General features: G+C 72.0%; 11 protein-coding genes. 6 read left to right on the plus strand and 5 right to left on the minus strand.

Features of this window, described 5'->3' with window-relative positions; all coding sequences use genetic code 11:
• Positions 1-220: 220 nt before the first annotated feature.
• A complete protein-coding gene (locus HHX31_RS00595; RefSeq protein ID WP_169944029.1) occupies positions 221-1,333 on the minus strand; it encodes a serine hydrolase in 1,113 nt (370 codons plus the stop codon).
• A gap of 249 nt (positions 1,334-1,582) precedes the next feature.
• On the opposite strand from HHX31_RS00595, the gene HHX31_RS00600 reads away from it, so the two are divergent.
• From HHX31_RS00600 to HHX31_RS00615, 4 genes are read left to right on the plus strand one after another with little or no spacing between them, the layout of a single operon-like run.
• Entirely contained in the window at positions 1,583-2,914 is a 1,332-nt protein-coding gene (locus HHX31_RS00600) for a phenylacetate--CoA ligase family protein (RefSeq protein ID WP_169944031.1), read from the plus strand.
• Complete coding sequence (locus tag HHX31_RS00605; RefSeq protein ID WP_211589136.1) at positions 2,898-3,125, plus strand: DUF6052 family protein; 228 nt, start codon at positions 2,898-2,900, stop codon at positions 3,123-3,125. Before HHX31_RS00600 ends, HHX31_RS00605 begins: the two co-directional genes overlap by 17 nt.
• Positions 3,122-3,796 carry a flavodoxin family protein gene (locus HHX31_RS00610; protein ID WP_169944034.1) on the plus strand — a complete coding sequence of 225 codons (675 nt, stop codon included), beginning with the start codon at positions 3,122-3,124 and terminating at the stop codon, positions 3,794-3,796. The genes HHX31_RS00605 and HHX31_RS00610 overlap by 4 nt, the downstream gene beginning before the upstream one ends.
• Entirely contained in the window at positions 3,793-5,262 is a 1,470-nt protein-coding gene (locus HHX31_RS00615; protein WP_211589137.1) for an AMP-binding protein, read from the plus strand. Before HHX31_RS00610 ends, HHX31_RS00615 begins: the two co-directional genes overlap by 4 nt.
• Positions 5,263-5,481: 219 nt before the next feature.
• On the opposite strand, the gene HHX31_RS00620 is transcribed toward HHX31_RS00615, so the two are convergent.
• Positions 5,482-5,835: a DUF1801 domain-containing protein gene (locus tag HHX31_RS00620; protein ID WP_169944036.1), complete on the minus strand. Its 354-nt coding sequence runs from the start codon at positions 5,833-5,835 to the stop codon at positions 5,482-5,484.
• A 92-nt stretch (positions 5,836-5,927) separates the two neighbouring features.
• Entirely contained in the window at positions 5,928-7,310 is a 1,383-nt protein-coding gene (locus HHX31_RS00625) for an FAD-binding oxidoreductase (RefSeq protein WP_169944038.1), read from the minus strand.
• 260 nt (positions 7,311-7,570) lie between these two features.
• Here HHX31_RS00625 and HHX31_RS00630 point away from each other — a divergent pair, with 260 nt between their 5' ends.
• Entirely contained in the window at positions 7,571-8,455 is an 885-nt protein-coding gene (locus tag HHX31_RS00630) for a cyclopropane-fatty-acyl-phospholipid synthase family protein (RefSeq protein ID WP_169944040.1), read from the plus strand.
• A complete protein-coding gene (locus tag HHX31_RS00635) occupies positions 8,452-9,984 on the plus strand; it encodes a class I SAM-dependent methyltransferase (protein ID WP_169944041.1) in 1,533 nt (510 codons plus the stop codon). The genes HHX31_RS00630 and HHX31_RS00635 overlap by 4 nt, the downstream gene beginning before the upstream one ends.
• A 222-nt stretch (positions 9,985-10,206) precedes the next feature.
• On the opposite strand, the gene HHX31_RS00640 is transcribed toward HHX31_RS00635, so the two are convergent.
• Positions 10,207-11,661: an extracellular solute-binding protein gene (locus tag HHX31_RS00640; RefSeq protein WP_169944042.1), complete on the minus strand. Its 1,455-nt coding sequence runs from the start codon at positions 11,659-11,661 to the stop codon at positions 10,207-10,209.
• Positions 11,662-11,805: 144 nt separating this feature from the next.
• Positions 11,806-13,128, minus strand: coding sequence for a nucleotide disphospho-sugar-binding domain-containing protein (locus tag HHX31_RS00645; RefSeq protein WP_169944044.1), 1,323 nt, complete (start codon positions 13,126-13,128; stop codon positions 11,806-11,808).
• Positions 13,129-13,568: the final 440 nt, after the last annotated feature.

Below are 13,568 nucleotides of genomic sequence, written 5' to 3' on the forward strand. Positions count from 1 at the left end.
CTCACCCCGCCATCGTCGGCCGGGGGCCCGCGGCGCCGCATCTCCCGCAGTGCTCCCTGCGCTCTTCGGGAAAGGCGAGGGCTCCCTCCCCGCCGCGCCTGGCGCGGTACGGCGGAGAGGGAGCCCTCGCGGAAGGTTCCCCGTGACCGGTCACCCGGCCGGCCACACGGTTGCCGGTCACCCGGTGCGGGTCACCCGGTTGTCGGTCACCCAGTGCGGATCAAACGGGGGCGCCGGCCTTGGTGATGACCTCGGAGACCGCGGCGACGGCGGAGTAGTCGCCGGGGCTGAACCGGGTCTTGGTCAGCGCGAACGTGGTCCCGCTGGACAGGTCCATGTCGGCGTGCGTGCCGCCCGCGCCGGGCCAGCCGAGCACGGTGGACGGGTCGGGGCCGTTCTCCACCGGACGGCCGAGGCCGAAGCCCAGCGCGTACTGCGTCGGGTGGCCGAAGATCTCGTCCACGGCGTCGACCGCGACGGCCGAGACCTCACGGAGCCGCTCGGCCGAGATCAGGCGGACGCCGTCCACCTCGCCGAGCAGCGCGGCGTACAGCTTCGCGATCGCGCGAGCGCTGAAGGTGCCGCCGGCCGGGATGTCGGCGCCCAGGTAGTCACGCCGGTTGCACATCTCGACGCTGAGCTGCACCGCCTTGGGGACCGCCTTGAAGTAGGTCGGCATCCACTGCTCCAGCTGGTCGAGGTCGACCGGGTCGCCCACCTGGACGAGCGGGGCCACCTTGTCCAGGTGGGAGGCGGGCACGCCGAGGAACAGCTCGTCGGCCACGCCCAGCGGGGTGGCCACCTCCTCCTTGAGCACCTGGGAGATCGGCTTGCCGGTCGCGCGCCGCACGGTCTCGCCGAGCAGCCAGCCGAAGGTCTGGGCGTGGTAACCGGTCTTGGTGCCCGGCTCCCACCACGGCTCGGCGTCGGCCAGGGCCGCCACCATCTTGTCCCAGTCGACCAGGTCGTCCGGGGTGGTGTCGGCGGGGACGCCGGGGGTGCCGAGCGTGTGGGTCAGCGCGTGCCGGATGGTCGCCTTGTCCTTGCCCTTGGCCGCGAACTCCGGCCACACCTCGGCGATGGGCGTGTCGTAGCCGAAGACGCCCCGCTCGACGAGGACGTGCACCACGGCCGAGGTCAGAGCCTTGCCGGCGGAGCTGCTGTAGATCAGGGTGCCGGACGTGATCGGGCTGCCGGTCGCGGCGTCGGCGCCGGCGACGGCGTCCACCACCTGACGACCGTCCTGGTAGACCGCGACCTGCAGGCCGGTCTCGGCCCCTGACTCGACCAGCTGGTCAATGGTTTCCTGAACTTTCCGCTGGAGTTCGCTCATGTCCTTTTCCCTTGTCGTCGGCCATTTCCGTCATATTTTCTCGCCCGCGGTGGCCGGACGACAACGCGTTGTCAAGACAGCGCAATCTGAGAGAAGTCCGCGCCGCATTTTCGGAGATGCGTCGCGGCGCACATCGCGATCACGATGTCACGGTAATAAGGGATTTATCGACCAGTTTCGTGGTGCCGCGCCGGCGCCTGTCGCGCCGTCACCGGAGCCGGTTGTCGACGAGGTCGTAGGGGAGGCTTGATGGCATCGCTCGGACCGGCCCGCCCGGAGACCGCCGAGTACTGGAACCGCAAGACGGAGACCATGCCGCGCCGGGAACTGGAGCAGTGGCAGTGGCGCAAGCTGTCGAAGGCCCTGGACTACGCCAGGAGCAACTCACCCTTCTGGCGGGAGCGGCTGCCCGAGCGGATCGGCTCCCTTGAGGAGTACTTCGCGACGGTCCCGTTGCTGCACAAGTCGGAGCTGATCGCCGCGGAGGAGGCGGCCCCGCCGTACGGCGCCTGGCCGTCGACCGACCCCGTGCTCGGCATCCGGCACCACCAGACCAGCGGAACGAGCGGGAACCCGCCCGTCCGCACGTTCGACACCCAACGCGACTGGACCTGGGGTGTGGACCTGTGGTGCACCGTGCTGCACGGCATGGGGGTGCGCCCCGGCCACCGGGGGATGGTCGCCTTCGGCTACGGCCTGTTCATCGGTTTCTGGGGCATGCACTACGGGCTCGAACGGATGGGCTGCCGCGTCGCGCCCTCCGGCGGGCTCGACTCCAAGGCGCGCGTCCGGCTGCTGGTGGACCAGCAGATCGAGGTGCTCGGCTGCACGCCCAGCTACGCCATGCGGCTGATCGAGACGGCCCGCGAGATGGGCGTCGACCTCGCCAGGGACGCCAACGTGCGCATCATCATGGCGGGCGGCGAGCCGCGGCCCGAGTCGACCACGCGGACGATATCCGAGGCGTTCGGCGCCCGGGTGTTCAACGCCGCGGGCACCACCGAGTTCGGCACCGTGTCGATGTTCGAGTGCCCCTGGCAGAACGGCGGCTGCCACATCATCGAGTCCGGGCTCATCGAGGAGGTGCTGGACCCCGAGACCCTGCGACCCGTGGGGTACGGCGAGGAGGGCGTCCGGGTGACGACCGGCCTCGGCCGCGAGGGCGTGCAGCTGTTCCGCCACTGGACCGACGACCTGGTGGTGAAGCGGCCCTGGCACGAGTGCGGCTGCGGCCGCACCTGGGACTGGTTCGATGGCGGCATCCTCGGGCGGCGCGACGACATGCGGAAGATCCGCGGCGTGTCCGTGACGCCGGTGATGATCGAGGACGTGCTGCGGGGCTTCCCCGAGGTGAGCGAGCACCAGGTGATCCTGCGTACCGTCCGCGGGCTCGACACGATCGTCGTGCGGGTGGAGTCGCACGACGTGGCGGGACTGGACGCGCCGGGCCTGTGCGAGCGCATCAGCAGGGCGGTGAAAGAGGAGATAGGCATCCGGCCCGAGGTCGAGACGGCCGAGCCGGGCAGCCTTCCCCGATTCGAACTGAAAGCGGCGAGGTTCCATGATGAACGCTCCAGGTGAGCTGTCCCCCAAGCAGGAGCGGCAGCTCCGCGAGTGCTACGCGACCCTGCACGAGCTGGCCGCTTCGTGCGACGTCCCGTCCGTCGCCGCCGCCGCGCGGGTGGCCGTGGCGGAGCTGCACGCGGCGCTCGACGGCCAGGCCCTCGACTTCGAGTTCTACTCGCACCGCTGGAGCGGCGAGCGGGAGACCTCGTTGCGGGAGGCGTCGTGACCGCCCGGAGGAAGCGGATCGTCGCCATCAACGGCTCCGAGCGCGACGGCAACACGGTGGACGTCCTGCTGCACGCGGCCGAGGTCGCCGCCAAGCGCGGCGTCGACTTCGAGGCCGTCGACCTGCGGAACATCCGGATGGTGGCCTGCGGGCCTTGCGGCGACTGCAACGACCGCGTGGTCCGCTGCGTGCAGACCGACGACGTCGCGGGTGTGGTGGACAAGATGAGCGCCGCCGACGGCATCATCTACGCCGCGCCCGTCCACGGCTTCGGCACCTGCAGCCTCATGCAGACGTTCCTGGAGCGTGCCGGGGTCGGCTACCTGCGCTTCGACCGGCCCCTGCGCAACAAGGTGGCCGGCGTGATCGCGCTCGCGCGCCGCTACAGCGCGGGCGAGGTGTGGGCGCAGCTCACCGCCAACGCGCTGCTCAACCGGATGATCGTGGTCGGCAGCGGGTTTCCCGCCACCGTGCACGCCCTGCACAAGGGCGACGCCGCGTACGACGAGGAGGGCATGATCAACGTGACCCGGCTGGTCGACCGCATGATCGACATGATCGAGGTGCTGGACGAGTACCGCGAGCTGACCGGCAAGGAGGAGATACTCCCGCTGCGGGAGCGCAGCGAGCGCGACGGCCTGAGCTGGGACGCCGCCAGGGAGCGGATGTGAGCGCGGTCGCGGTCGCGGCCCGGCCGGTGGTCAACGCCGTCGCGGCCGAGCCGGCCGGCCCGCCCGCGCTGCGCGAGTTCTGGGAGGAGTACCGGCGCACGCTGCGCGCCTTCCACGACGGCCGGATGTCGGAGGCGGACTGGGACCGATGGTACGGCGAGCGGCTGACCGCCGTGCTGCGGCACGTGACCTCGCGCTCGCCGTTCTACCGCCGCCACCTGGCCGGGGTGGACGTCGAGCGGGTCACCCCTGCCACCCTGTCCACGCTGCCCTTCACCACCAAGGACGACCTGCGCCGCGAGATGTACGACGTGCTGTCGGGCAGCCCGGCGGAGGCGGCCATCTTCTACGAGACGACGGGCACGACCGGCGCGTCGACGCCCTGCCCGCGCGGGGCGAAGGACATCCTGACCAGCAACTCGGCGGTCGAGGAGTCCTGGCGGCGGCTGTTCAGGGCCAGGTTCGGCGACCGGATGCCGGTGGTCGGCCTGATGGGCCCTTCCGAGCTGTACGCGTTCGGCGACGTGTTCACCGCGGTCACCGGAGCGCTCGGCGCGTGCCACGTGAAGATCTGGCCGGAGTCGCCGCGGGTCGGCTACCGCAAGGCGCTGCGCCTGATCGAGGAGCTGGGGATCGAGGTCCTGGTCTGCGCGCCGGCGATGTGCCTCAGCCTGGCGAAGGCGGCCCTGCACTACGGCTACGACCCGGCCCGGCTGCCCGTCTCCCTGTTCCTGGTGCTCGGCGAGGTCTGCACCCCCGCCTTCGCCGCCAACGTCTCCTCGCTCTGGCCGGACGCGATCGTGCGCCCCGCGTTGTACGGCTCGCAGGAGGCGCTGTGCATCGCGACGGGAGCGATCACCGGCGACCTGCACCTGTCGAAGCTGAACTACCTGGTGGAGCTCGTCGACCCCGACACCGGAGCCGTCCTCGGCGACGAGGGGGAGGGGGAGCTGGTGCTGACGATGCTGGTCGACGGCATCAAGCCGCTGATCCGCTACCGCACCGGCGACCTCGTGCGGATCACTCCGGCGCCGGACGGCGCGCCCCTGCCGGGGCCCGTCGTCGAGGTCGTCGGCCGCGCCGCGGACCGGATCCACCTGGGCACCGCGGTGCTCCAGCCGGCCGAGCTGGAGACCGCCGTGCTGACCGGCGTGCGCGGCTGCCTCGGCTACCAGATCGTCATCGACGGCGACGCCGAGAGCGGTGACAGGGTGACCGTACGCATGGACCTCCTGCCCGAGGTCGGCGGCGACCCGCGCGCCATCGGCGCGGGCGTGGCCGAGCGGCTGCGCCGGATCGCCGGCGTGGACGCGGACATCACCGTCGAGGCCGAGCTCGACCCGGTGACCAACACCGGGGCCTTCGTGAGCTGGAAGGCCGCGCGGATCCAGGACAACAGGTCCGCGCCCGACCACGCGGCCCTGGTCGCCCGCGAGGTCGCGCACCGCTACGCGATCACGACCTGAGGGAGGGGGAACCGGCCGGCGCGCCGCCCCGCGCGCCGGCCGCCCGTCCTCCCGCGCCCGTCGCCCTGTCATCGAGTGTCATCGCGGTCGTCGCGTGGGTGTCTTCCAGGTCGTCGCCGCGGGTGTCTTCGAGGTCGTCACGGGACGCGTGAACGCCGCCCGGCCGCGCTCGCTCGCGGGGCCGGGCGGCGTTCACGGACGCTCGCCGGTAGGGCTTCGTCAGTTGGCCGAGTCGACCTTGATCGCCTGCGCGATGTAGTCGCGCAGCGCCTCACGGTTGATCTGGTCCGGCTTCTTGATCTTGACGTGGCGCGTCTGCTTGCCCACGCCCGCCAGCAGGCCGTGCGCGTCCTCGAACTCCGCGCCCCGCTCGAAGGCGAAGGTGATGTGGGTCTTGCTGCTGCTGATGATCGCCAGGATCTTCTTCTGCTGCCAGGCCGGCGAGCCGAACTTGATGACCTCCGCCGCGTCCGGAGCGCACTCCGCCATCAGCTCGCGCAGAGCGGTGACGATCTCCTGCTGCTCGGGCGTGAGCCTGTTCTTCATGTACTCGTCCACGTCCGGGTTGCCCATCCGGGGGACCTCCTTCGGAATCGTCCGCGCCGGGCTTGCGGCCCCGGCGTAGTGGTCATCTTCGCAATCCCGTCCCGCGCGCGGTGCGCGTTTCACAGACGGGAGGCATTCGGGGTGACGTCGCCGCGGAACAGCCCGTCCGGGTCGACGCGCTCGCGCACCCGGTCGGCCGCGGCGATCTGCTCAGGGCCGAGGTGGCCCTGCGGCTGCTCCACGTTCTCCACGAACGAGGGCGCGGTCCGCCCGGTGTCCCACGGGCTCAGCGCGGCGCGTACGGCCGCGCAGTGCTCCTCGACGGCCGCCAGGCTCGCGGCGTCCTCGACGACGCCCGCGCCTGAGTAGGCGTACGCCGCGTCGAGGTGGCTGAGCGCGCCGCCTCTTGGGTCGGGCACCGCGTACGCGCCGCCGAGCTGGCGCAGCCCGGCCGTCACCAGCGGCGAGCCGGACCCCTCACCGAGCAGCCGGAGGAACTCCGCGGCGCCCTCGTCGCCGAACTCGCGCAGCAGCATGTGGTCGCCGGCGATGGCGATGGGCTCGTCGGGCTCCATGTGCGCCTCGAGCACGGCGGCGGGCACGGTCTCCTCCCAGGAGTCCACGACCGGGTCGGCCACCGCACGCAGCGGGGCGAGCAGGCTCTCCGCCTGCCGCCGCGCGAGGGTCAGGTCGTCGCCCGTGGTGCAGAGTATGGCGCCGTCCACGGTCACCACCGGACCCGAGCTCAGCGCGCGCGGGATCTCCGGCAGCGGCGGCAGGTTCATCACCCGCAGCGACGTCGTCACCTCCCAGGGGGCGTCGACCGTCCACCGCCGCCACTCGGCCAGCAGCCTGGGCGCGTGCGCGGCGGGCCAGAAGGACGCGCCGGTGATCACCCGGGTCGCCGGGAACAGGTCGATCTCGATGGCGGTGACGACGCCGAAGCCGCCCCCGCCGCCGCGCAGCGCCCACAGCAGCTCGGGGTCGGACGTCGCGTCCGCCCTGCGCAGTTCGCCGTCGGCGGTGACCAACTCGACCGCGCGCACGCTGTTGGCGGCGAGCCCGTGCAGCCGGCCGTAGAAGCTCAGCCCGCCCCGCAGCAGATAGCCGACCACGCCGACGGTCGGGGCCGAGCCGTGCGGCGCGGCCAGCCCGTGGGCGGCGGCGGCCTCGACCACCTCGGCCCAGCGCGTGCCGGCCGGGACGCGCGCGACGCGGCGGTGGGAGTCGATCTCCACACCGCCCTTCAGCTCGGTGCGGATGAGCAGTGCGTTCTCCACGGGACGGCCCGCGGGGGCGGCGTGCCCCGTCGTGTGCACGCGCACCGGCAGCCGCCGCTCCTTCGCGTACCGGATGGCGGCCCGGACCTCGTCGACCGTGCGGGCGGTCGTCGCGGCCACCGGCCGCACCCGCCCGGCGAGGTTGAAGATGTGCGTGGCGGCCTCGAACGCCGCCTCTCCCGGCAGTGCGATGCTCACGCCCTGCTCGCCGACCATCGTCATGACTGGCGTGCCCTCCAGCTCAGCGGTGCCAGGCGGACGGCCTGGCGTTCGGCCGTTTCCCAGGCTCGCACGCCGGTCGCGGGCCCCGCGTCTCCCAGCGTGCGCAGATGCGCGGCCCCGCCGCCGGGTCCAGGCGCCCCCGCACTCTGGGAGATGTGACCGCGCCGCCCGGCACGGACGATGGCGTCGACGCGTTGTGTCCGGCAGTCGTCAGAACCCGTCCGCCCAGATGAGCGCGGCACGATGGGAGCGGCATCTCCATGGCTTTCGAAGTGGGTTCAGAAGCCGTCGATACGGCAGAGATCGGCAGGCACTACGACGAGCGCTCGCCCATCGGCGACGTGCTGCGCGACGGCCAGATCCACATGTGGTACTGGTACGACGACGAGGACGACACCCCGCTGGCGGAGGCGATCCACCGGCTCGGCCGCAAGGTGACCGACACCCTGGGCCTGCGGCCGGGTGAGCACCTGCTGGACGCGGGCTGCGGGCCGGGCGCCACGGCCGTCTTCCTCGCCAGGACCTACGGCGTGCGGGTCACCGGTGTCACGGTGAGCCGCTTCGAGATAGACACCGCCAGGGAGCGGGTGAGCGCCGCCGGCGTCGGCGACCTGGTGCGCGTCGAGTACGGCGACTACGCGGCCCTGCCCTACCCGGACGCCTCCTTCGACGCCGTGCTGGCCCTCGAGTCGCTGCAGAACGCGGCCGACCTCGACGTCGTGCTCAGGGAGCTGCACCGGGTGCTGCGGCCGGGCGGGCGCCTCACGCTCTCCGACTTCAGCCTGGAGTCGTCCGCCGAGCCCGCACGGGTGGCGAAGTTCATGGACACCCTCAAGCTGCGCGAGCTGCCCACCACGCAGGGCTGGCTCGACCGCGTGCGGGCCGCGGGGTTCTCGGTGGAGGAGCACACCCAGTGCGGCCCGCGCGTGTTCGGCAGGAAGTCGAAGTACATCAGGGCCGCCATGGCCCGGCGGGACGAGGTCGCCGGGAGGTTCGGCGAGGAGGCCGTGACCCGGTTCTCGCAGAACCACCTCGGCTTCTTCGCCCCCCGGCCGGACCAGATCGGCTACGTGATCGTCTCCGCGCGCAAGGTGCGGCACGACCAATCCCCCCGCGAGATCCCCCGCGAAAGGACGCGCACATGACCACATCCCTTGTCCAGCCGGCCGTCGCCGACCTCCTGCACGCGTTCGCCGACGCCCCGCCGGAGCGCAGGGACGAGGAGTTCCGGCGCCTGGTCGACGCGCTGTGGGACGACGGCGCCGTGAAGGACCTCGCCCTGCCCGCCGTGCCGCTGCTGGTGGAGACGCTGGAGCGGGTCGGCGAGGAGGGCGGCGCCTACCTCGCCCTCCTGCTCGGCATGCTGGCGGAGGCCGACGACCCCACGGGCGGCGAGGTCGCCGCCGCCGTACGGCAGGGCATCGACGGCTATCTGGAGCTGTGGGCCGGCAGCGCGAACGGGCAGCCGCTCTCTCTTGCGCTGGCCTACCTGGTGGGGCACTTCCCCGAGGACCGGGACCGCATCCTGGCCGTGGCGGGGGACCGGGGGCTCGACGAGTACGACCTGTCCAAGCTCGACCGCGCCCTGCAGCGGCTGGACCCGGAGAACCCGGTGCTGGGGCGGGTCTTCCCCTCGCCCGCCGTGTGGGCGCTGATGGACGAGGCCGAGCGGGACTTCGACAACTCCTGGATCAAGCGGATGCCGCCCGAGCAGATCCAGCTGAACTGGGACAAGGACACGCAGAGCGTGCTGGGCAACCTCGGCGCCATGGCGTTCTGGGCGGCCGGCAACGGCGCGCCCACGCCCGTCGAGGTCGGGACCGTGCCGCCCCGCGACACCCTCCAGCCCCCGCCGGAGGCCGGCGCGGAGCTGTTCGCGCGGCACGCCGCCGCGTTCCGCTGCCCGCACTGCCGGGGCGCGCTGAACTTCGAGGGCGACGAGGTGCGCTGCGCCGGCTGCTCCGCGGCGTACCCGATCGCGAGCGGCATCCTCAACCTCACGGAGGACGCCGAGCGCAACGCGGGCGACTTCCTCTACAAGCTGGCCGAGGTGCCGAGCATGGGCCACTTCTACGAGGCCTACGCGCGGCCGAACTTCCTGCGGCTGGCCGGCTCCAACTGGGGCGCCGCGGTGACGCCCGCCGACGAGGACGCGTACATCGCCGAGCACGTGCGCCCGGTGGACGGGCCGGTGCTCGACCTGGCCGCCGGCGCGGGCCGGTGGACGGAGACGCTGATGAACGCGGTGGGCGCCGACCGGCTCATCGCGCTGGACATGTACCCGCCGATGCTGACCGCGCTGCGCAGGAGGCTGCCGCAGGTGCCGGCCGTGATGGCGAACGCCCGCAGCCTGCCGTTCGGCGACGCGACGCTCGGCGCGGTGATGTGCTGGAACGCCCTGCAGGCGTTCCCCGAGGACGCGGCCGAGGCGATCGCGGACGTGGGCCGCTGCCTGCGTCCCGGCGGCACGTTCACGTTCCTGACGTTCCGTACGCCGTCCGACCCTCTCGCCCGCTACTTCCAGTCCCGCCACGTCTTCCCCGGGCACCAGGGCGGGCTGGAGTTGTTCGACCTCGACGACATCAAGGCGTGGCTCGCCGCCGCGGGCCTGACGATCCGGGACGAGCGCGGCCCCGGCACCTTCGTCATCATCACGGCCGAGCGGCCCCGATGAGAAAGCCACGGAGCGCGCACCCGCGCGGGTGAGCGGGCGTACGTCAGGGCCGGTCCGGGCATCCGGGCCGGCCCTTCCGCGTAGGCGGTGCGGTGCGCTCACCGGTGTATGGGCCTCTCCGCCCTTGTCCGCGTGTCTCCGCGCTTGTCCGCCCTTGTCCGCGCACAGGAGAAGGGCCGCCGCCCCCTGGTGGGGGACGGCGGCCCTTGCGCGCCGCGGGGCTCAGCGGGCGAGCTTGAGCCGTACGACCTTCTCCAGGTCGGCCGCCGAGTAGTCACGGCCGGCCGAGGCTGTGCTGAAGGACTCCACGGAGAGGCTGTGGCCGGGGGTGCCGGCCGGGTTGCGGAACCCGTCGCGCAGGGCGTACTCGTTGTACGCGTCCAGCAGGCGCTGGGCCTCCATCGTGGCCTCGGTGAAGCGGACCAGCGGATCGGCGCCATGGGTCAGCACGTCGCCCATGGCGCGCGTCATGACGTCCTGGTTGCCGGCGAAGTCGCCGAACAGCGCGCCCTGGGAGAGCGGCACGCCGCCGGCCAGGGCGGGGTCGACCGTCGCGCCGCTCGGGAAGCGGTTGACGTGCTCGTAGGCCAGCCGGTGGTAGGGGTGCTTGTCGAACCACCCCTCCTCCTCCAGCAGGTCGTAGGAGGCGTGGGTGATCGGGATGAAGCTGCTGAACTTGTGCCGGTCGGCCGCGTTGCGCGGGTTGTGCAGGAACTGGATCAGTGCCAGCGCGCCGTCCTGGGTGGCCTCGTCCAGGCCGTTCGCCAGCCACAGCGAGGTGCCCGCCACCGCGTTGCCGACGTACGGGACCTTCTCGTTGTAGGGGAAGATGCCGATCTCGATGGGGAACCCGCTCTGCTCGGCGGCCTGGACCATGTAGTTGACGTCGTTGGACGAGGTGAACCTGATCGCCACGTCCTGGTCGGCGAAGGCCTTGAACGTGCCCGCCCAGTCGGGGATCTTGCCGGTGTGGAGGTAGTGCCCCTTGCTGTGCAGCCCCCGCCACCACTCGACCCAGGCGAGCATCTCCTCGGAGGCCAGGTAGGCCGTGGTGGCCCGGCCCGAGCGGCCGTTGTCGTTGTCCACCAGCAGCCCGCCCTGCGAGGCGAGCGCCTGCTGGAAGAACGTGCCGTGGTTCGACCAGGTGATGGCGTGCGCGGGACCGTTGCGGAGCTTGGCGATCTCCTCGCAGACGGCCTCGACCTCCGTCCACGTCTCCGGCAGCTTGGAGACGCCGGCCGCGCGCAGCAGGTCGGCGTTGGCGAACAGCAGGCTGGTCGTGCCGCCGGACGGCATCGAGGTGAGGTCGCCGTCCAGGGAGTAGTAGTCGCGGAAGGCCGGCAGCAGGTCGTCGATGACGACGGGCTCGCCGAGGATCTCCGTGCGTCCTCCGACGGCCTTCTCCACCGAGGTGAAGACCGGGCTGCCGTCCCTGTTGCGCAGGTCCCTGGCGGCCTGGCCCATGTAGAAGTAGATCTCCGCGACCATCGGCGCCCGCCCCTCGGCGGCCGCCTCGGCCACCTTCAGCGGGAACGTCCAGAAGTCCTGGCCGACGATGTTCACCTGGTATTCGGGGTGCGCCTTCTCGAAGTCCCTGCCCTGCTCGTGCCACCGGTCCATCCACCCGGGGAAGGTCAGGTCGGGCACCCAGACATCGAGGACGATTCGCTCCTTCATCAACAACCTCCGAGGAAACCCCCGCCTCCAGGCGGAGGAGGAATGAGAACCCTGCGGGGCACGGCAGGGGTGGGCGTTTCACCGTCAGGCCGGCCTCCGCCGCCGGACCGCGTCCGGCAGCGGAGTCGCCGGCGGCGCCGGCCGCTACCGCCGGTGCTGGCCGGTCAGCTTCTCCAGGTCGGGCACGATGTCCGAAGGGCTCGGCTTGGCCAGCCACTCCTCGTGCACCGCGTCCGCGCCCGCCCGGATCGACGGGTCCTCCAGCGCCTTGACGATCAGGTCGCGGACCTCCTCCACCGACTGCTTCTGGTGGTTGAGGCGCAGCCCCGCCCCGCGTCCCGTCACGTACGCGGTGGCGATCGGCGAGAGGATGTGCCGCTCGGGGATGGTGCTGCCGCCGTCCTCGTGGAACTCCAGCCGCTGGCTCTCGTCGGTGTCGGTGATGATCTGCGGGAGGTTCGCCGCCACCGAGGACCAGAAGGTGCCGCTCGACCCGTGGTTGATGCTCACCGCGCAGCTCGGCAGCAACTGGGTCAGCGGGACGTAGTCGACCGTGCGCACGTTCGGGGGCAGCGGGGGCAGCCCGACGAGCTGGTCGGCGTTCAGCGTCGCGACCAGCTCGACGTCCAGGCCGGCGACGGCCTCCAGGATCTTGGGGGTCCGCCACTCGCCCTTGTGGTAGGTCCGGGTCGACAGGCCCACGGACAGGGCGATACGGGGCCGCTCCGGCTTGCCGTACAGCCACTCGGGCACGACGCCGCCGCCGTTGTAGGGGATCCAGCGGACGGGCAGCGAGGACAGGTCGCGGGACAGGCGCATCTCGGGCGGCAGCGGGTCGAGGGTCCACTGCCCGAGCAGGAGCTCCTCGTCGACCTCGACGTCGTAGCGCTCGGCGAACGGGCGCACCGCCTCGGCGAGCGGGTTGAGCGCGTTGCCGGAGCCGGTGGCGCCGCCGGCGTGCTCGGCGAACCTCTCGGTCGCCCAGCCGCTGTAGTCGGGGCCCATCAGCATCCGGGCGTGTGCCGCGCCGCAGGCGCGGGCCGCGACGGCTCCGCCGGGGAACCAGGGGTCCCACAGGACCAGGTCGGGCCGCCAGCTCCGGGCGAAGGCGACCAGGGCGTCGTTGTCGGTGCTGGGCTCCGGGGGGAGGTGGAACTTCGCCGCGGACAGCAGGAACTGGAAGAACACGTCCCAGCTGTCGCGGTCGGCGGGGTCGATCTTCACGGCGTCGGCGAGCCGGTCCATCTCGCCCGGATTCGGAGCGAGGTCGGGCCTCGCCCACCCCTGCGCGGTCGCCTCGGGAGTGCCGCAGACGACCGCGCTGAGCCCGGCCGCCACGATGTCGGCCTCGGCGCCCGGAGGGCAGGCGATGCGGACCTCGTGTCCCGCTGTCTGCAGGGCGTGCGCGTACGGAATGATCGGGTAGAGGTGGCACTTCTGCGGCCAGACCGTGAGCATTACCTTCATCGAGGCTCCTGAATCTGTGACGGACGTGGACCGCGGCGGGGGAGAGCCGGGGCGTCCCACCCGGCCGCGAGAGTTCAGGGCCGCCCGGCGGGCACGGCGGCGCAGGGCGGGCGATGGCGGCGCAGGTGCTCGGCCGGGGCACGCGCGCGAGCAGCGTGCCTGCCGCGGTCGTGGCCGGGACCTCGCATGCCGCCAGCGTCACATCGCCGGGTGACCAGGCGCATCTTCCCTCGTGCGGCATGGCCGCGGGCACGGCTTCGGCACTCACGAGGAGCGCCGGGTTTCCTTGGCAAATCTCCTGACCGATTTCAATTACTCTCCTGACAGAAACGTGTCAAATGCCGCGCAACATGCTGACAGGAATTCGTCTGGATTGCCGGCCGTGAATGGATCACATTAGGTCCTGTAAGCACCACTTGCCGCCGAAGAAAGGATGCGGA

Origin of the sequence: Microbispora sp. H11081 (assembly GCF_012999535.1) — a bacterium.
Taxonomy (GTDB): domain Bacteria; phylum Actinomycetota; class Actinomycetes; order Streptosporangiales; family Streptosporangiaceae; genus Microbispora.